Source organism: uncultured Sphingomonas sp., assembly GCF_913776855.1.
In the GTDB taxonomy this organism is placed as follows: Bacteria; Pseudomonadota; Alphaproteobacteria; order Sphingomonadales; family Sphingomonadaceae; genus Sphingomonas.
Map to the genome: position 1 here is coordinate 18,272 of NZ_CAJYQD010000049.1, position 19,346 is coordinate 37,617.

Below are 19,346 nucleotides of genomic sequence, written 5' to 3' on the forward strand. Positions count from 1 at the left end.
GAATCCACGCTGGTGGCGACGGCCTCGTCCCATCCAAGGGGTGGCGAACCCGCGCACCACGCTCTATGCAAGCGCCATGACTGCCCGGATCATCGACGGAAAAGCCTTTGCCGCCACCGTGCGTGCGCGTGTCGCCACCCATGCCGCCGCGTTCGCGGACCAGGCGGGCCGCCCGGCGGGGCTTGCCGTGGTGCTGGTCGGCGAGGACGCGGCCTCGGCCGTCTATGTCCGGTCCAAGGGGAAGGCGACGCGCGAAGCCGGCATGGCCAGCTTCGAACACCGCCTGTCGGCCGATGTGTCGCAGGACGAACTGATCGCGCTGGTCGAACGGCTGAACGCCGACCCGGCGGTCGACGGCATCCTCGTCCAGCTGCCGCTGCCGCGGCATCTCGATACCGATGCGGTGCTGTTGACGATCGATCCCGACAAGGATGTCGACGGGTTCCACCCGGTCAATGCCGGGCGGCTGGCGACCGGCCTGCCGGGCATGGTGCCCTGCACCCCCTATGGCTGCCTGCTGCTGCTGCGCGACGTGCTGGGCGATCTGTCGGGGCTGGACGCGGTGGTCGTCGGCCGTTCCAATATCGTCGGCAAGCCGATGGCGGCGCTGCTGACCGCCGAGAGCTGCACCGTCACCGTCGCCCATTCGCGCACCCGCGACCTGGCCGATCATGTCCGCCGCGCCGATATCGTCGTGGCGGCGGTCGGCCGCGCGAACTTCGTCCCCGGCGACTGGATCAAGCCCGGTGCGACCGTGATCGATGTCGGCATCAACCGCACCGATACGGGCCTCGTTGGCGATGTCGACTTCGCTTCGGCGGTGGAAGTCGCCGGCGCGATCACCCCCGTGCCCGGCGGCGTGGGGCCGATGACCATCGCCTGCCTGTTGCGCAACACGCTGGTCGCCGCGCATCGCCGTGCGGGCCTCGCGTTCGACGATACCGCGCTGTGATCGAGCTGTTCGTCTCGTCGCTGATCACCTTCTTCGTGGTGATCGATCCGCCGGGATGCGCGCCGATCTATGCCGGGCTGACGACCGGGGCGTCGGATGCGCAGCGCCGTGCGATGGCGATCCGCGCGGTCGGCATCGCCACCGCGATCCTGCTGGTATTCGCGCTGTTCGGACAGGCGCTGCTGAAGGCGCTGGGCATCAGCCTCGACAGCTTCCGCATCGCGGGCGGCATCATGCTGTTCCTGATCGCGCTGGAAATGGTGTTCGAAAAGCGGACCCAGCGTCGTGAGGATCGTGCGCAGAAGATCATCGAGACGCCCGAGGTCGAGGACGTCTCCACCTTTCCCATGGCGATGCCGATGATCGCCGGGCCGGGGTCGATCGCGTCGGTGATGCTGCTGATGAGCCAGGTCGGCGACTGGAGCGCGCGCGCGGTGGTGCTGGGCGCGCTCGGCAGCATCCTCGCCCTGACGCTGGCCGCCCTGCTGGCCGCCGGCCCGCTGATGAAGCTGCTCGGTGCCCGGATCGAGGCGGTCATCACCCGCCTGCTGGGCGTATTGCTCGCCGCGCTCGCGGCGCAGTTCGTGATTGACGGGGTACGGGCGAGCTTTTTGTAATTAAATATACCCATATCGTAACGGAGTGTTGCTTTCTCGTTACACCCGATACGAAATCGCGGAAATCACTGTCGGGCGTATTTACATGCGGTGATTGTTGGATCGATACCTTGCGGGCAAACCGGACCTCCGCTGGAGGGAAGGGGATAGCCAAATGCCTGAAAAGGCGTGAGAAAAAGGGCTTCGACCACATGATTGCCACTATGTTGCGTACGTCGCTGCGCCGCGGTACCGCACTCACCGCGCTTGCCGCTGCAGGTGCCGGTTTCTTCGCTGCGCCGGTATTTGCCCAGGAAGTCCCGCCCGCCGGCGCGACCGTCCCCGCACCGACCGCTCCCGCAGACGACACGTCGCAGGACATCGTCGTCACCGGTTCGATCCTGCGTGGCGCGGACAGTGGCATTTCGCCGGTCACCACGCTGACCGCGGAAAACCTCGACGCACGCGGCATCAACACCGTGCAGGACGCCATTCAGCTGCTGTCGTCGAACAACGGCCCGGCGCTGACCAACTCGTTCACCGCGAACGGCGCGTTCGCCGGCGGTGCTTCCGCCGTGTCGCTGCGCGGCCTGTCGACCAGCTCGACGCTGGTGCTGTTCGACGGCCTGCGCGCCGCCTATTACCCGCTGGCCGATGACGGTTCGCGCAACTTCGTCGACCTGAACACCATCCCCGACGACATCGTCGACCGCGTCGAAGTGCTGCGCGACGGCGCATCGTCGTCCTACGGCGCCGATGCGATCGCGGGCGTGGTCAACATCATTACGAAGCGCAGCGTCAAGGGCGTGATGGGCCGCGTCGAAGCGGGCATTTCCGAAGACGGCGTTGCCGCGAACCAGCGCCTGACGCTGACCGCCGGCACCGGCGACCTCGATACGCAGGGCTACAACGCCTATATCAGCGGCTTCTACTTCCGCAGCGAAGGCGTCCAGAACAAGGACCTTCGTGGCATCTTCGCCACGGACGACCAGCGCAGCATCGGCGGCCCGAACGGCATCCTGAACGGTCAGGACGCCAACGGCCAGTTCAACGGCTTCGCCGTTGCGCCCCCCGGAAGCACCTTCTACGTCCGCCCCGGTCGGTCCGGCCGGTATCAGATCCTGAACCCGACCGCGGGCTGCTATGCCGGCCGTTCGGTCACGCCGACCGCCGCCGACCTGACGCGCGTCAATTCGAACGGCGATCTGATCAATCCCACGCTGCCGACCAGTAATGTTTGCCAGGAAGACCTGACCTATAACTACGGCAACGTGACGCCCGACATCGAACGCTTCGGCGGTTCGGCGCGCTTCACCGCCAAGGTCGGTGATTCGTCGGAAGCGTATCTGTCGGTCAATTTCCAACAGACGACGTCGAGCTATTACGGCGTTCCGGGCACCATTCGCGGCAATGCCCCAACCGGCATCCTGTTCCCGCAGTTCTCGACCTCCTCGGGCGCGGCCCGCTTCGCTTCGGGTTCGGCGGTTCTGTCGCTGCCGGTCTATGTCTGCGCTGCACGCGTGAACTGCACCGCGGCCAACGGCACGCTCAACCCGAACAACCCGTTCGCGGCACAGGGACAGATCGCCGAAATCGTCGGTCGCAATCAGGAGCAGCAGTATAACGAGACGCGGAGCCGCGTGTATCGCGCTGCTTTCGGCCTGTCGGGTTCGATTTTCGACGATATCGACTACAACTTCAACGCGACCGCGATGCATACCGACCTGCGTCGTAAGCAAGATGGATATGTCTATATCCAGAACCTGCTGAACGTGATCGCCGACGGCACGTACAACTTCGTCAATCCGGGCCAGAATTCGCAGGCGGTGCGGGATTACGTCACGCCGGTGAACATCACCGACGCGTCGTCGGACCTGTATCAGGCGCAGCTGACCTTCACCAAGTCGCTGTTCGAACTGCCCGGCGGTCCGCTGCAGCTCGGCGTCGGCGGCTCGGTCTTCTACGAAGCGGTCGATTCGCCCAGCGCGAACCCCGACACCAACGGTCCGTCGCAGCGTTACTTCACGATCAACGCATTCGGCACCGAGGGCAATCGTACCGTCACCTCGGCATTCGGCGAAATCCAGGCGCCGATCTTCGACATGCTCGATGTGAACCTTTCGGGTCGCTACGACCATTATTCGAGCGGCCAGAGCAACTTCTCGCCGAAGGCCGGTGCGCGGTTCAAGCCGTTCCGCCAGCTGACCATCCGGGGCACCTGGTCGCGTGGTTTCCGTATCCCGAGCTTCGCGGAAGCCAATGCGCTGCCGACGACCGGGTATGTGGCGCAGTCGATCACGGCGGTCCCGGCGAACTTCCGCGCGCAATATGGCGCGGCCTGCGCCAACGACGCGACGGCGGCCACCGCTTGCCCGGCCTATCTGACGACCTATTCGATCGGATCGACCACGCTCGCCTCGCCGAACCTGCAGCCGGAAAAGTCGCGCAGCTTCACCGCCGGTATCCAGTTCACGCCGATCCCGAACTTCACGTTCACCGCCGACTATTTCAACATCAAGAAGACCGGCGCAATCACCTCGCCGTCGAACGCGGCGGCGATCGCGGCCTATTATGCGGGTCAGGCGATCCCGGCCGGGTTCAACGTCATCGCGGATGCGCCCGACGTGAACCTGCCCAACGGTCGTCCGCGTATCGCGTTCGTCGAATCGCAGCTGATCAACTCCGACACGATCTTTGCCGAAGGCATCGATTTTGGTCTGACCGGCCGCGTGGACTTCGGTGCGTTCCAGTGGCGCACCGCGGCGAATGCCAGCCTGCTGCTCGAACTCAGCACGACGTTCCCCGGTGGCGGCAAGGAAACCTATGTCGACACGCTCGGCAACTTCAACCTGACGGCGGGCAACGGCACGTTCAAGTGGCGCGGCAACTGGGCCAACACCTTCTCGTTCGACAAGGTCGACCTGACCGGCACGGTGAACTACGTCTCGGGCTATGACCTGTCGGCAGAGGATCAGGGTGGCAGCTACCGCGACTGCTCGCTCAACCCCGGCTATGTCGATTGCCGCGTGAAGAGCTACATCACCGCCGACCTGAACGTCAGCTTCAACGTCAACGACAAGTTCACCTTCTACGTGAACGCGCTGAACGTGTTCGATCGCCTGCCTCCGATCGATCCGGTGACCTATGGTGCGCACCTCTACAACCCGGTGCAGGGCGGCAACGGCATCTTCGGCCGCAGCTTCCGCGCCGGTGCGAAGTTTGGCTTCTAGTCGCTTCTTCACTCAAGAAAACGGGCCGCTTCCCATCCGGGAAGCGGCCTTTTTTTATGGTTCAGCGGTCGCGAATGGGTCCGCAGGGGAGGATCGCTGTTCTCATTGGGCGGCGGTGGCAGTAGGCAATCTTCAGCGTTGTTATTGCTGGATTGTTGCCAAAGATGAACTGATGCGGATTGGTAGCCGTAACAGTTTCAGATCGATATTCGATAATTATCGAACCGGATTGGCAATATGAATATGATGATAATCAAATAATATCGCTTTGGATCAACTGTTTATGTAACACTTTCAATAAACTATTGCCCATCGATAGTGCCTGTTACCAAAATGCAACGCCCTGTTCTTTTCGGATGCGTGATTGTGGATGGTAATTGCCAGTGAAGATTTCCCGCCCCTAGTCTCGCTTCATTGAAGCGCGCTTACGACGCGTGGGAAAGAACAGGGGTGAACATGAAGAAATCCGTCCGTACCGCCTTGCTGGCATCGACCTTGCTGATCGGGTTTGCAACGCCCGCGCTGGCACAGGTCGCACCGGGGGGCGCAGCCAGCGACCCGTCGGCTGATGGTGACAACGGACAGGAAATTCTGGTTACCGGATCGCGCATCGCCCGGCCTGAAGTCGAATCCCCGGTTCCGCTCACCACGATTACAAGCGCGCAGCTGTTGCAGGAAGCGTCGTCGAACGTCTCCGACATCCTGAACGAATTGCCGCAGGTCGCCATCGGATCGACCCGCACAAATACCAATTTCCTGACGTCGGGCACGGGTGTGTCGACCGTCAATCTGCGCGGCCTGGGGTCGAACCGCACGCTAGTGCTGGTCAACGGACGCCGCTTCGTCGGCGGGTTCGGCGGCGACACCGCGGTCGATATCAACAATATTCCGGTCGACCTGCTCGAACGCGTCGACAACATCACCGGCGGTTCGTCGGCGGTCTATGGTTCGGACGCGGTTGCGGGTGTCGTCAACTTCATCATGCGCAGCAGCTTCGAAGGGTTGCAGGTTCGCGCACAGGCCGGTGTGACCGAACGCGGTGACAATGGCCGCTACATGGTCAGCGTGACCGGCGGCACGAAATGGGGTGCGGACGATCGCGGCAATGCGATGGTGAACTTCACGTATGATCGCGACCAGGGACTGAAGTCGGCCGACCGCGCGATCTCGGCGCAGGATTGCGCCAACCTGATCTGCGGGCCGGGCGCGTACAGCTCGTTCGCACCGCAAGGCCAGTTCCAGCTGCTCAGCGCAACCGGTGGCGCGCGTGCCGTGCTGCCCGGCAATGTATCGAACTTCTCGTATCGGCCTGACGGTTCGCTGGCGCTGTTGTCGGGATATCAGACCGGTATCTACGGCTTCAACCGCAACGGCGTGCGCCGGATCGCAGTGCCGCTGGAGCGCTATCTCGCGAACGGCATCTTCAACTATGAGATCAGCGACCGGATTGAGGCCTATGCGGAAGTAACCTACGCCCGCACCAGTTCGAATGCGTCGCTCGAAGCGTTCGCCTTGCAGAACGCCGATCTCGGTGAAGGCATTCCGATCACCAACGCGTTCATTCCCGCGTCGGTCGCCGCCGCCATCGCCGCCGCCAATTCGGACGGCATCACCACCAACGACGTTGCGTCGATCGGCTTCCGTCGCCGTCAGAACGAGGTGTTCGATCGCAGCAACCGCGCAGAGCGCAACACATGGCGCGCGGTCGCGGGCATCCGTGGCGATCTGGGGGGCAAGTTCAACTACGATGTCAGCTATGTCTATGGCCACCTGAACGATTTCAATTCCAGCCAGGACATCGATACCGCGCGCTATCGCCAGTCGCTCGATTCCATTCGGGTCGGCAACGGCAACGTGGTCGGCACTGACATCGTCTGCCGCGACGTCGCGGCGCGCGCCGCAGGATGCGTTCCGATCAACCTGTTCGGGCTTGGCACCGCCGATCCGCGTGCGGCAGCCTATGTCCAGGCGGTCGTGCCGAAGTCGGAAGACATTACCAACGAACAGCATGTCGTGACTGCGGTCCTGACCAATTCGTCGCTGTTCGACTTGGGTGCGGGCGGCGTAGGCATCTCGGCCGGTGTCGAATACCGGTATGAATCGGTCGTCGACGACCTCGACATCCTGACCAATACCGGCGGCAATTCGGGCAACCAGATCCCCGATCTGGTCGGGTCGCAGGACGTCAAGGAAGCATTCGGCGAAATCAACGTGCCCCTGCTGTCGGACCGTTCGTTCTTCCGGTATCTGGGCGTCAACGGCGCGGTTCGCTTCTCGGACTATTCGACCGTCGGCAATGTGTTCAGCTGGAATGCGGGCGCCGAGTGGGAGCCGGTTCGTGGTCTGCGCTTCCGCGGCCGCTACGCCGTCGCCAACCGCGCGCCGAACAACAGCGAATTGTTCAGCGCGCCGGCGGAAACCTTCGCCGGCGTCACCGATCCGTGCGACGGCATCACCCGCACGTCGACGGGCGCCACTGACGCGGCCTGCCGCGCGGTCCCAGGCATTGCCGCGTTCTTCGCGGCCAACCCCAACGGCACCTTCGCCTACACGCTGGCCGATACGCAGAACATCAACGGCTTCGTTGGCGGCAACTCGGCACTGAACGAGGAAAAGGCCAAGACGATTACCGCTGGCTTCGTCTTCACGCCCGATTTCCTGCCGGGATTCCAGTTTACGGCCGACTATTTCGACATCCGGATCGACGGCGCGATCGATACGCTCGACCGTAGCGATACCGTCGAAAAGTGCCTGCTGACCGGCAACGCCGTGTTCTGCGACAACGTCCTGCGCAATGCCAACACCGGCATTCTCCAGACGGTCAATGCCCAGCTGATCAACATCGCCGCCTACAAGGTGCGCGGCATCGACATGACGCTGCGCTATGGTCGCACGCTGGGTCTGGCGACCGATGATCGCCTAGCGTTGACCGCGAACTACACTTACCTGCTCGACAACAAGCGGCAGGACGATCCTGCGGCTGCCGAGGAAGAGGATGCCGGCGGTTTCGGCCGTGGATCGACGCTGCGCAGCGCCTATTCGACGCACAACCTGAATGCGCGCGCGACTTATACGATTGAAGGCACCAGCCTCAGCTGGCAATCGAACTTCCTGAGCGGTGGCGATTTCATCCGCAACGGGTTCATCAGCAACGATCCGGCGGTGCTGGCACTGAACAAGATTGATGATTACTGGCTGCACAACATCCAGATCAGCCAGGACGTGGGCAAGGCGTTCACCTTCTACTTCAACGTCGACAACCTGTTCGATACCAAGCCGCAATACCTGCCGGGTACGCCGTATGGCACGCCGACCGGCCTCGAGACGTCGGCGGACTTCGATCTGTTCGGGCGTCGTTTCACCGCCGGTGCGCGCTTCCGCTTCTGATCGGATCGCTTCGGCAAGAGAAGGGCGCCTTCCCCGGCGGGGAAGGCGCCCTTTTCATTTACGCGACCGTCAGCTCCAGTCGCCCGTCGCCTTCGTCGACCCGCACGGTCGATCCGTCGCGGACGTCGCCGCGCAGGATCAGGTCGGCCAGCGGGTCCTGCAGATAGCGCTGCACCGCGCGCTTCAACGGCCGCGCGCCATACACCGGGTCATAGCCGACCCGCCCCAGCCACGCCCGCGCGGCGTCGGTCAGCTCGACCTTCACCTTGCGGTCCGCCAGCAGGCGGCCGACGCGCCCGACCTGGATGTCGACGATCGGCGCCATGTGATCCGCCGCCAGCCGGTGGAACAGGATGATCTCGTCCAGCCGGTTGAGGAATTCGGGGCGGAAGTGCGCGCGCACCACGTCCATCACCTGCGGCTCGACCTCCTCGACCGGCTGTCCATCGGCAAGGTTTGTGAGGTACTGCGAGCCGAGGTTCGAGGTCAGAATGATGATCGTGTTCGAGAAATCGACCGTGCGCCCCTGTCCATCGGTCAGGCGGCCGTCGTCCAGCACCTGCAGCAGGATGTTGAACACATCGCCATGCGCCTTCTCCACCTCGTCGAACAGGACGACCTGATAGGGCCGGCGGCGGACGGCTTCGGTCAGCACGCCGCCTTCCTCATACCCGACATAGCCCGGAGGCGCGCCGATCAGCCGGGCGACCGCGTGCTTTTCCATGAACTCGCTCATGTCGATCCGCACCATCGCGTTGGGATCGTCGAACAGGAACTCGGCGAGGCTCTTGGTCAGCTCGGTCTTGCCCACGCCCGTCGGTCCCAGGAACAGGAACGACCCCAGCGGCCGGTTCGGGTCCTGCAGGCCCGCGCGCGAACGACGGACGGCGGTAGCGACGGCACGCACGGCATCGGCCTGTCCGATCACCCGCTTGCCCAGCGCCTCTTCCATGGCCAGCAGCTTCTCGCGCTCGCCCTCCAGCATCCGGTCGACCGGAATGCCGGTCCAGCGGCTGACGACGCCGGCGATGTCGTCGGCGGTCACTTCCTCGCGCAGCATCGCGCCCGCCGACGCGCCCGCCGCCTCGGCCAGCTGCTTTTCCAGCGTAGGGATGGTGCCATAGGTCAGCTCCGACATCTTGGCGAGATCGCCCGACCGCTGCGCCTGTTCCAGCGCGACGCGCGCCGTGTCGAGCTGCTCCTTGAGCTTTGCCTCCGACGAAATCTTGTCGCGCTCCGCCTGCCAACGCGCGGTGAGGCCGGCCAGCTGCTCCTCGAGATTGGCCAGTTCCTCTTCCAGCGTGTCGAGCCGGTCGATGCTGGCCGCGTCGCTCTCACGCCGCAGCGCCTCGCGCTCGATCTTCATGCGCAGGATGCGGCGGTCGAGGCTTTCTATCTCCTCGGGCTTGCTCTCCACCTCCATGCGGATGCGGCTGGCGGCCTCGTCCATCAGGTCGATCGCCTTGTCGGGCAGGAAGCGGTCGGTGATGTAGCGGTTGCTGAGCGTCGCCGCCGACACCAGTGCGCCATCGGTGATCCGCACGCCATGGTGCAGCTCGTACTTCTCTTTCAGGCCGCGCAGGATCGAGATCGTATCCTCGACCGTCGGTTCGCCGACGAACACCGGCTGGAACCGCCGCTGGAGCGCGGGGTCCTTTTCGACATTCTTGCGATATTCGTCGAGCGTGGTCGCGCCGATGCAGTGCAGCTCGCCGCGTGCAAGGGCCGGCTTCAGCAGGTTGCCGGCATCCATCGCGCCTTCCGACTTGCCCGCACCGATCAGCGTGTGCATCTCGTCGATGAACAGGATGATCTGCCCCTCGGCGCCCTTCACCTCGTCCAGCACGCCCTTCAGCCGCTCCTCGAACTCGCCGCGATATTTGGCGCCGGCGATCAGCGAGCCCATGTCGAGCGACATCAGCGCGCGGTCCTTCAGGCCGTCGGGGACGTCGCCATTGGCGATGCGCAGCGCGAGACCTTCGGCGATCGCGGTCTTGCCGACGCCCGGCTCGCCGATCAGTACCGGATTGTTCTTGGTCCGCCGCGCAAGGATCTGGATCGTACGGCGGATTTCCTCGTCGCGGCCGATGACGGGATCGAGCTTGCCGTCGCGCGCCGCCGCCGTCAGGTCGCGGGCGAATTTCTTGAGCGCATCATAGCGATCCTCGGCCCCGGCGGTGTCCGCCGTGCGCCCGCCGCGCAATTTATCGATCGCGGCGTTCAGCCCCTGCGGGGTGACACCCGCCGTCGTCAGCGCCTTGCCCGCTGCACCGCTCGAGAGGGTGAGCGCCAGCAGCAGCCGTTCGACGGTGACGAAGCTGTCACCCGCCTTGGTCGCGATCTGCTCCGCCTGGTCGAGCAGGCGCACGGTATCATTGTCAAGGCCGGGCGAGGATTGCGCGCCCGATCCCGACACCGATGGCACCTTGGCCAGCGCGGCATCGGTTTCGGCATTGGCACGGCGCGCGTCGCCCCCGGCGGCGGCGATCAGGCCCGACGCCATGCCTTGTTCGTCGTCGAGCAGGGCTTTGAGGATATGTTCGGGGCTGATCCGCTGGTGATTGTTGCGGATCGCCACCGTCTGCGCGGCCTGCAAGAATCCTTTCGCGCGGTCGGTGAATTTCTCTAGGTTCATGGGATACTCCCCTGTGATGTTGTCGGCGATATGGTGTGGTAAATGAGCAACACAAGATGCCGGGCGCATCGATTGTTCGGGAGACGCGTTCGGGCATGATGGGGCGTATCGTCAGGGGGCTGGTCTGGACCGGCGTATGGATCGTGGCCGCGCTGTGCCTCGCCGTCACAATCGTGCCGCGCTTCCTGGATCGCCTCTATTATCAGGGGGTCGCGGGGGACCATTTCGACGGCGCGCGCTTCTTCAATACCGATGGCGACGACACGACCGCGCCGCCGGGCGGTAGCCGCCGGGGCTATCTGTGGCGGCAGATTACGGGCACCGATGGGCGCCCGGCATGGCCTGCGCAGGCGCCGGTGACGCCCGCCCGACCCGCCGAACTGCTGCCCGCCGCGACACGCCCGGCGCGCGACCCGGCCAGCACGCCAATGCGGGTCACCTGGGTCGGCCATGCAAGCGTGCTGGTGCAAACTCCCGGCCTCAATATCCTGACCGATCCCGTCTGGGCTAAGCGCGCCGGCCCGTTCGGCTTCGGTCCGAAGCGGGTGGCGGCGCCAGGCATCGCGCTGGCCGACCTGCCGAAGATCGACCTGATCCTCATCAGCCATAACCATTACGATCATCTCGACCTGTCGACGTTGAAGCGCATCTGGGATCGCGACCGCCCGGCGATTGTCACGTCGCTCGGCAACGACGCGATCCTGCGCGGCGCGGGGATGCAGGCGACCGCGCTCGACTGGCGACAGGCGGAGCGCGTCGGCGGCGCTACCGTCCATGTCGTGCGCAACCATCACTGGTCGAGCCGCTGGTTCGTCGATCGCAACCGCGCCCTGTGGTCGGCATTCGTGGTCGAACTGCCCGGCGGCAACCTGTTCTTCGCCGGCGACACCGGCATGGGCGACGGCAAGTGGGTGGAGGAGGCGAAGGCGCTCGGCCCGATCCGCCTCGCGCTGATCCCCGTCGGAGCGTTCCGGTTCCAGCCGGGGCAGATGGCCAGCGGCGCGCATATCGGGCCGGTCGATGCGCTCGACGTGTTCGGTCGGCTCGGCGCATCGCGTGGCATGGCGATCCATTGGGGTACGTTCCGCCTGTCCTACGAAGGCTGGGCCACACCGCCCAAATTGCTGACCGCCGCGAAGCGTTGCGCGGGGCAGGCGGATCGCCGCTTCGGAGCAGTGGCGATTGGTCGCCCGGTTGACATCGCCCCGACGACCGCGCCGCCCGCACCCATATTCGACCGGGCGGCGATCCTGCGCTGTCTCGAGAGCGGGGAGGGCAACGCCTTGCGCTGACCGTCTGATCCGGCCTAATAGTAACGACAGATACGATCCGGCGGAGACCGGACCATTGGAGAGAGACATGCTCGATTTCGCGCTCGGCGAGATGGCCGATGCCATTCGCGAGACCACGCAGCGCTTTGCCGCCGATCGCATTGCCCCGATCGCGGCGGCGGTGGATGCGGAGGATCGCTTCCCGATCGAACTATGGCCGGACATGGGCGCGCTCGGCCTGCACGGCATCACCGTCAAGGAAGACGATGGCGGCCTTGGCTTAGGCTATCTCGAACATGTCGTCGCGTGTGAGGAAGTGGCCCGCGCCTCGGCCTCGGTCGGCCTGTCCTATGGCGCGCATTCCAACCTGTGCATCAATCAGATAGCGCGCTGGGGCAATGCCGAGCAGAAGGCGAAATATCTGCCCAGGCTCATCAGCGGCGAGCATGTCGGATCGCTCGCCATGTCCGAAGCCGGGGCCGGGTCCGACGTCGTGTCGATGAAGCTGCGCGCCGACAAGGTGGATGGCGGCTGGCTGCTGAACGGCACGAAGTTCTGGATCACCAACGCACCCTATGCCGCGACTTTGGTCGTCTATGCCAAGACCCAGCCCGATGCCGGGTCGAAGGGGATCTCCGCCTTCCTGATCGAGAAGGATTTCGCCGGTTTCTCGATCGGGCAGAAGATCGACAAGATGGGGATGCGCGGTTCACCGACCGCCGAACTGGTCTTCAACGACTGTTTCGTGCCGGATGAAAACGTTATGGGGCCGCTGAACGGCGGGGTCGGCGTGCTGATGTCGGGCCTCGATTACGAACGCGTCGTGCTGTCGGGCATTCAGCTCGGCATCATGCAGGCCTGCCTCGACACCGTGCTGCCCTATGTCGCCGAGCGCAAGCAGTTCGGCAAACCGATCGGCGCGTTCCAGCTGATGCAGGGCAAGATCGCCGACATGTCGGTCGCGCTCAACTCCGCCCGCGCCTATGTCTATGCGGTGGCTAAGGCGTGCGACGCCGGCCGCACCACGCGCCATGACGCGGCGGGCGCGATCCTGCTGGCGTCGGAAAACGCGGTGAAGGTGGCGAACGACGCGATCCAGGCGCTGGGCGGGGCGGGCTATACCCGCGACTGGCCGGTCGAACGCTATTTCCGCGATGCGAAGCTGCTCGACATCGGTGCGGGGACCAACGAAGTTCGCCGGATGCTGATCGGTCGCGAATTGCTGGGCGAGGGAACGCGCGCGCAATGACGGTGCTGCCGACGCTGATCGATCGGAACGCGGACGCCTTCGCCGCCAATGCCGCGCACAATGCGGCGCTGGCCGACGACCTGCGCGATCGTATCGCGACCACCGCGCTCGGTGGCCCGGAGCGCAGCCGCGAACGCCATGTCGCGCGCGGCAAGCTGCTGCCCCGCGACCGTATCCACCGCGTCCTCGACGCCGGATCGCCGTTCCTCGAAATCGGTGCGTTGGCGGCAAACGGCATGTATGGTGACGAGGCCCCGGCGGCGGGCGTCATCGCCGGCATGGGACAGGTCCATGGCCGGCAGGTGATGATCGTCGCCAACGATCCCACGGTAAAGGGCGGCGCCTATTTCCCGATGACGGTGAAAAAGCATCTCCGCGCGCAGGAGATTGCGACCGAAAACCATCTGCCGTGCATCTATCTGGTCGACAGCGGCGGCGCGAACCTGCCGCATCAGGCGGAGGTCTTCCCCGACCGCGACCATTTCGGCCGCATCTTCTTCAATCAGGCGCAGATGTCGGCCAAGGGCATTCCGCAGATCGCCTGCGTGCTGGGCAGTTGTACCGCCGGCGGGGCCTATGTCCCTGCCATGTCCGACGAGACGGTGATCGTCCGCAACCAGGGCACGATCTTCCTCGCCGGCCCGCCGCTGGTGAAGGCCGCGACCGGCGAGGTCATCACTGCCGAGGAACTGGGCGGGGCCGACACCCATGGCCGCAAGTCGGGTGTGGTCGATCATGTCGCGGAGGACGACGAACAGGCACTGCTGATCGTCCGCGACATCGTCGCGACCCTGCCGCCGCCACGCCGCGCCGAACTGGCGCTCACCGACCCGCGCGCGCCCCTCCATGATCCGGCCGACCTCGCCGGCATCATCCCCACCGACGTCCGTGCCCCCTATGACGTGCGCGAGGTCATTGCCCGGCTGGTAGACGGGTCGGAACTGCACGAATTCAAGCCGCTCTACGGCACGACCCTCGTCTGTGGTTTCGCGCGCATCTGGGGGATGCCGGTCGCGATCCTCGCGAACAACGGCGTGCTGTTTTCGGAGAGCGCGCAGAAGGGCGCGCATTTCATCGAACTCGCCTGCCAGCGCCGCACGCCGCTGCTGTTCCTCCAGAACATCTCCGGCTTCATGGTCGGCGGAAAATATGAAGCCGAGGGGATCGCCAAGCACGGCGCGAAGCTGGTGACGGCGGTCGCGACGGCACAGGTGCCCAAGCTCACCGTGCTGATCGGGGGCAGCTTTGGTGCCGGCAATTATGGCATGTGCGGCCGCGCCTATTCCCCGCGCTTCCTGTTCACCTGGCCCAACAGCCGCATCTCGGTGATGGGCGGCGAACAGGCGGCGAGCGTGCTGGCGACCGTCCACCGCGATGCCGACAGCTGGACGCCCGAACAGGCCGAGGCGTTCAAGGCGCCGGTGCGCGACCGGTACGAGGCGGAGGGCAGCCCGTACTACGCCACCGCGCGGCTGTGGGACGACGGCGTGATCCTGCCCGAACAGACCCGCGACGTGCTGGGCCTCGCGCTGTCGGCGACGCTCAACGCGCCGATCGCCGACCGGGCGCAGTTCGGCATCTTCCGGATGTGATGGCGGCCCTCCGCGCCTTTCTGCCGTATCCCCGCGCAGGCGGGGATCCAGCGCCACGAACGCCGACCGTGGTGGTTAGTAACCCTGGACCCCCGCCTGCGCGGGGGTACGCGGTAGTGCAAGGCAGCACCTCGCCCCAAACTCTGGACGTGCCCCGGCGAAGGCCGGGGCCCAGTTGGGCGACGCTGCCGCATGGCCGCACCCGGTCCGTAACTGGAGCCCGGCCTGCGCCGGGGTACGCCAGCGATCGGGGGCAGGGCAGGTGACCACCATCTCCGGCCTCCCCCCCATCCGCCCGCCCGGCCCGCAGGACGTCGGCGTGACCCCCGGCAAGCCGCAGCCCCCGGCTACGCCTGCTCCCCCGACGACCGCGCTCGGCATCGACACCGTCGCCTATGACGCGATCGTGGCGATGGTCACCCGCGCCATCGCCAGTCTGCCGCCGGGCATGGCGCTGTCCAGCTTCATCGCGACCGTCGCCCGCGTGACGGCGGAGGTCGAGGCGCAACTCGCCGCGCGTCCGCCGGCAACGGGGGAGGGGGCCGCACCGGCCGCCGCTGCCCACGCGCGAGGTCATACGACGCCTCTTCCCGAAGCCGTCGCCCAGCGCCTTGCCGCCGCCTTCGCCGCCGACCCCATCGCAGCCCGTGCCGCGATCGCCGACCCGCTGCAACCGCCGCCGATGACGCCGGCAGAGGTCAGCGCCCGTGACCTGGCGCTCGCCGCCGCTGCGATGCTGGGCGGGCGGGTCGATCCCGACCGTCCGCTTCCGACGACCCACCCCCTCGCGACCGATCCCGACCGCGATCCGACCCTCACGGAACAGCCCATGCGCGACCGCCTCTACCTGCTCGACCCGAGCTTTGCCGACCCGGCCTGGCCTGACCGGACCTTCTATTGCCGCGACTGCATTACGCTCGACGGGCTGCTCGCACGTTTCCCGGACAAGGCGACGATGCTGGAGGTCATCCGCATCCCCTATCCCCGCCCGCGTGCCGATGTGATCGCGGTGGTGGGGGAGGCGCACCAGAACCTGCCGCTGCTGGTCCTCGCGCCCGGCGCCGATCCGGCTCTCGCCGATGGGCGCCGCGACGGCACATATTTCGCCAGCGATTTGAAAGCCTTGCTTCATGCGCTGCACGTCCGTCACGGCTTCCCGGAGGCGCATCCATGACCCTTTCCTACAGCGCCCGGTCCATGCCAGACCCTGACGTCGGCCACGCCTCCGCAGCACGGAACCACGCGCGCCACGAAGTGCGCACGAGTGTGAACTTAGTGAACTTTGGGGCGGCGCGATGATCGAATCGCTGCTGATCGCCAATCGCGGAGAGATCGCCCGCCGCATCATCCGCACCGCGCGGGCGCTGGGCGTACGCACCATCGCCGTCCATAGCGACGTCGATGCCGGCCTGCCCTTCGTCGCCGAAGCCGACGAAGCCGTCTGCATCGGCCCGGCCCCGGCGCGCGAAAGCTATCTCGACCAGGCGAAGATTCTTGCCGCCGCCCGCGCGACCAAGGCGTCGGCGATCCACCCCGGCTATGGCTTCCTGTCCGAAAATGCCGAGTTCGCCGAAGCGGTGGTCGCCGCCGGGCTGGTCTGGGTCGGCGCGCCCGCTGCCGCGATCCGCGCGATGGGCCTGAAGGACGCGGCCAAGGCGCGGATGATCGCCGCCGGCGTGCCCGTCACGCCCGGCTATCTTGGCGAGGACCAGTCCCCCGATCGCCTCCGTGCCGAGGCCGACGCGATCGGCTATCCGGTCCTCATCAAGGCGGTGGCCGGCGGCGGGGGCAAGGGGATGCGCCGCGTTGATGACCCAGCCGCCTTTGCCGACGCGCTCGACAGCTGCCGCCGCGAAGCCGCCGCATCGTTCGGCGACGACCGCGTGCTGATCGAGAAATATATCCTGTCACCCCGCCATATCGAGGTGCAGGTCTTCGGCGACACGCACGGCAACGCGGTCCACCTGTTCGAACGCGACTGCTCGCTGCAACGCCGCCACCAGAAGGTGATCGAGGAAGCCCCCGCCCCCGGCATGGACGCCGCCACCCGCGCCTCGGTTTGCGACGCCGCCGTCCGCGCCGCCCGCGCGGTCGATTATGTCGGGGCGGGGACGATCGAGTTCATCGCCGATGCGTCCGAAGGCCTGCGCGCCGACCGCATCTGGTTCATGGAAATGAACACCCGGTTGCAGGTCGAACATCCGGTGACCGAGGCGATTACCGGCACCGATCTGGTCGAATGGCAGCTTCGCGTAGCATCGGGCGAACCGTTGCCGAGCCGTCAGGACGACCTGTCGATCACCGGATGGGCGATGGAGGCGCGTCTCTATGCCGAAAACCCGGCGACCGGCTTCCTGCCCTCGACCGGTCCGCTGACCCACCTCCACCTGCCGGGCGACATCCGCGTCGATGCCGGGGTTCGCCAAGGCGATGCGGTCACCCCGCATTACGATCCGATGATCGCCAAGCTGATCGTCCACGCCCCCACCCGCACCGCCGCCGCCGCAAAGCTGGCCAAGGCCGCCGCGTCGGTACAGGTCTGGCCGGTACGCACCAACGCCGCCTTCCTCGCCCGTTGCGCCGGCGATCCGGATTTCGTGGCCGAGGCGATCGACACCGGCTTCATCGAGCGCCATGCCGATCGGCTGGTGCCCGATGGTCAGGCGTCGGAGTTGGTCACGGGGGCCGCCGCGGCTGCGCTGGTCCAAAGCGACCCGGCCGACCCCTGGCGCGCACTTTCCGGCTTCCGCCTGAATGCTGCACCCGACGAACGGGTGGCGGTGGCGATCGGTGGGGCTACCCGCCTCGCCACGCCCGCACCCGGCGGTACTGTCGCGCAGGTCGGCATTGAGCGCGTCCTGTTCGCCGATGGCGAAGCCTTTCCCTTCGCCGCACCGGTCGCGGGGCAGGGCGGCGGCGCCTCGGCGGGCGACGGCGCGATCCTGTCGCCCATGCCCGGCCGCATCGTCGCGGTCGAAGTCGCGGCGGGCGATCGCGTGACTGCCGGACAGCGGCTGGTCGTGCTGGAGGCGATGAAGATGGAGCAGGCGCTCCTCAGCCCGTTCGACGGCATCGTCGCCGACCTCGCTGCCACGCCCGGCGGACAGGTGGCCGAGGGCGTCGTCCTCGCCCGCATCGAAAAGGACGCCGCATGACCGGACGCTATTACGACGACTGGCAGATCGGCGACCGGATCGAGCATCCCATCCGCCGAACGGTGACCGAGACCGACAATCTGCTGTTCTCGGCGATGACCCACAATCCGCAGCCACTGCACATCGATGCGGAGGCGGCCAAGGCGTCGGAGTTCGGACAGATCCTCGTCAACGGCACCTTCACCTTCGCGCTGATGGTCGGGCTGTCGGTCGGGGAGACGACGCTCGGCACGCTGGTCGCGAACCTCGGCTACGACCAGCTGGTGATGCCGAAGCCCGTGTTCCTCGGCGACACGCTGCGCGCCACGACCGAGGTCACCGCGCTGAAGGACAGCCGCTCGCGCCCCGACGCCGGCATCGTCACCTTCGCCCACGAACTCCACAACCAGCGGGGCGAGGTCGTTTGCCGCTGCCTGCGCACCGCGCTGCTGCAGCGCCGGCCATGAAGCTGCGCTCGCTCCTCTTCGTCCCCGGCGACCGGGCGGACCGCTTCGCCAAGGCGGCGACGAGCGGCGCCGATGCGCTGATCCTCGATCTCGAGGATGCCGTCGCCACCTCGGCCAAGGACACCGCCCGCATGGCGGTCCGTGAATGGCTGGGGCAGGGGGCGTCGCTGCCGCGATTCGTGCGGATCAATCCGGTCGACACCCCGCTGGTGCTAGGCGATCTCGATGCGCTGGCCGGCACCCGGCCCGACGGAATCATGGTGCCCAAGGCAGAGGGCGCGGCGACGATCGCGGCGCTCGATCCGCTGCTGGTCGGGCGGGGGCTGGCCGACGTGCCGCTGCTGCCGATCGCGACCGAAACCCCGGCGGCGATCTTCCAGCTCGGCAGCTATGGGACGGTCGCCCATCGCCTCGCCGGCATCACATGGGGTGCCGAGGATTTGCCCGCCGCGATCGGTGCGGCAACCTCGCGCGAGCCGGATGGCCGCTACACCGCGCCCTATGAAATGGCCCGGTCGCTCACCCTGTTCGGCGCGCACGCCGCCGGGGTCGCCGCGATCGATACCGTGTATCCGGCGATCCGCGATGAAGCGGGCCTTACCGCCTATGCCGCCCGCGCCGCGCGCGACGGCTTCACCGGCATGATGGCGCTGCACCCGGCGCAGGTCGCGCCGATCAACGCCGCCTTCACCCCCTCGGTGGAAGCGGTGGCGCGGGCGCAGGCGATCGTCGACGCCTTTGCCGCGAACCCGCAAGCCGGCGCGCTGCAGGTCGATGGGCGAATGGTCGACGCCCCGCATCTGAAACAGGCACGGCGGATACTGGCAATCTGA

Annotated in this window: 12 protein-coding genes; 11 read left to right on the forward strand and 1 reads right to left on the reverse strand. The window is 66.3% G+C overall.

The window, feature by feature from the left end; translation table 11 throughout:
* Positions 1 to 76 precede the first annotated feature (76 nt).
* From folD to QZ755_RS15250, 4 genes are all read left to right on the forward strand, one after another.
* Positions 77 to 952 carry a bifunctional methylenetetrahydrofolate dehydrogenase/methenyltetrahydrofolate cyclohydrolase FolD gene (folD, locus tag QZ755_RS15235; RefSeq protein ID WP_294324530.1) on the forward strand — a complete coding sequence of 292 codons (876 nt, stop codon included), beginning with the start codon at positions 77 to 79 and terminating at the stop codon, positions 950 to 952.
* On the forward strand, positions 949 to 1,569 hold the full coding sequence (locus QZ755_RS15240) for a MarC family protein (protein ID WP_294324532.1): 621 nt from the start codon (positions 949 to 951) through the stop codon (positions 1,567 to 1,569). Before folD ends, QZ755_RS15240 begins: the two co-directional genes overlap by 4 nt.
* 203 nt (positions 1,570 to 1,772) lie before the next feature.
* Positions 1,773 to 4,778, forward strand: a complete 3,006-nt coding sequence (locus QZ755_RS15245) for a TonB-dependent receptor (RefSeq protein WP_294324534.1) — start codon at positions 1,773 to 1,775, stop codon at positions 4,776 to 4,778.
* Between the two features lie 456 nt (positions 4,779 to 5,234).
* Positions 5,235 to 8,165 carry a TonB-dependent receptor gene (locus QZ755_RS15250; protein WP_294324536.1) on the forward strand — a complete coding sequence of 977 codons (2,931 nt, stop codon included), beginning with the start codon at positions 5,235 to 5,237 and terminating at the stop codon, positions 8,163 to 8,165.
* Positions 8,166 to 8,223: 58 nt separating this feature from the next.
* On the opposite strand, the gene clpB is transcribed toward QZ755_RS15250, so the two are convergent.
* A complete protein-coding gene (gene clpB, locus QZ755_RS15255) occupies positions 8,224 to 10,800 on the reverse strand; it encodes an ATP-dependent chaperone ClpB (RefSeq protein ID WP_294324537.1) in 2,577 nt (858 codons plus the stop codon).
* 98 nt (positions 10,801 to 10,898) lie between these two features.
* On the opposite strand from clpB, the gene QZ755_RS15260 reads away from it, so the two are divergent.
* The 7 genes from QZ755_RS15260 (at position 10,899) to QZ755_RS15290 (ending at position 19,346) form a co-directional block, all read left to right on the forward strand.
* Positions 10,899 to 12,092 carry an MBL fold metallo-hydrolase gene (locus tag QZ755_RS15260; RefSeq protein WP_294324576.1) on the forward strand — a complete coding sequence of 398 codons (1,194 nt, stop codon included), beginning with the start codon at positions 10,899 to 10,901 and terminating at the stop codon, positions 12,090 to 12,092.
* A 67-nt stretch (positions 12,093 to 12,159) separates the two neighbouring features.
* Entirely contained in the window at positions 12,160 to 13,320 is a 1,161-nt protein-coding gene (locus QZ755_RS15265) for an acyl-CoA dehydrogenase family protein (RefSeq protein ID WP_294324539.1), read from the forward strand.
* Positions 13,317 to 14,912, forward strand: coding sequence for a carboxyl transferase domain-containing protein (locus QZ755_RS15270; RefSeq protein ID WP_294324540.1), 1,596 nt, complete (start codon positions 13,317 to 13,319; stop codon positions 14,910 to 14,912). Before QZ755_RS15265 ends, QZ755_RS15270 begins: the two co-directional genes overlap by 4 nt.
* A gap of 262 nt (positions 14,913 to 15,174) precedes the next feature.
* Positions 15,175 to 16,086 (forward strand): DUF3088 domain-containing protein, encoded by a 912-nt coding sequence (locus QZ755_RS15275; protein ID WP_294324542.1) that lies wholly within the window; start codon positions 15,175 to 15,177, stop codon positions 16,084 to 16,086.
* Between the two features lie 121 nt (positions 16,087 to 16,207).
* Entirely contained in the window at positions 16,208 to 18,067 is a 1,860-nt protein-coding gene (locus tag QZ755_RS15280; protein ID WP_294324544.1) for a biotin carboxylase N-terminal domain-containing protein, read from the forward strand.
* Positions 18,064 to 18,513, forward strand: coding sequence for a MaoC family dehydratase (locus tag QZ755_RS15285; protein WP_294324545.1), 450 nt, complete (start codon positions 18,064 to 18,066; stop codon positions 18,511 to 18,513). The genes QZ755_RS15280 and QZ755_RS15285 overlap by 4 nt, the downstream gene beginning before the upstream one ends.
* Positions 18,510 to 19,346 carry a CoA ester lyase gene (locus QZ755_RS15290; protein ID WP_294324547.1) on the forward strand — a complete coding sequence of 279 codons (837 nt, stop codon included), beginning with the start codon at positions 18,510 to 18,512 and terminating at the stop codon, positions 19,344 to 19,346. Before QZ755_RS15285 ends, QZ755_RS15290 begins: the two co-directional genes overlap by 4 nt.

Bases quoted from the DNA above. Each gene is read 5' to 3' on its own strand.
- QZ755_RS15285 (WP_294324545.1), top strand. From the start codon at position 18,064: ATGACCGGACGCTATTACGACGACTGGCAGATCGGCGACCGGATCGAG.
- QZ755_RS15280 (WP_294324544.1), top strand. From the start codon at position 16,208: ATGATCGAATCGCTGCTGATCGCCAATCGCGGAGAGATCGCCCGCCGC.
- folD (WP_294324530.1), top strand. From the start codon at position 77: ATGACTGCCCGGATCATCGACGGAAAAGCCTTTGCCGCCACCGTGCGT.
- QZ755_RS15245 (WP_294324534.1), top strand. From the start codon at position 1,773: ATGTTGCGTACGTCGCTGCGCCGCGGTACCGCACTCACCGCGCTTGCC.
- QZ755_RS15270 (WP_294324540.1), top strand. From the start codon at position 13,317: ATGACGGTGCTGCCGACGCTGATCGATCGGAACGCGGACGCCTTCGCC.
- clpB (WP_294324537.1), bottom strand. From the start codon at position 10,800: ATGAACCTAGAGAAATTCACCGACCGCGCGAAAGGATTCTTGCAGGCC.
- QZ755_RS15260 (WP_294324576.1), top strand. From the start codon at position 10,899: ATGGGGCGTATCGTCAGGGGGCTGGTCTGGACCGGCGTATGGATCGTG.
- QZ755_RS15250 (WP_294324536.1), top strand. From the start codon at position 5,235: ATGAAGAAATCCGTCCGTACCGCCTTGCTGGCATCGACCTTGCTGATC.
- QZ755_RS15265 (WP_294324539.1), top strand. From the start codon at position 12,160: ATGCTCGATTTCGCGCTCGGCGAGATGGCCGATGCCATTCGCGAGACC.
- QZ755_RS15290 (WP_294324547.1), top strand. From the start codon at position 18,510: ATGAAGCTGCGCTCGCTCCTCTTCGTCCCCGGCGACCGGGCGGACCGC.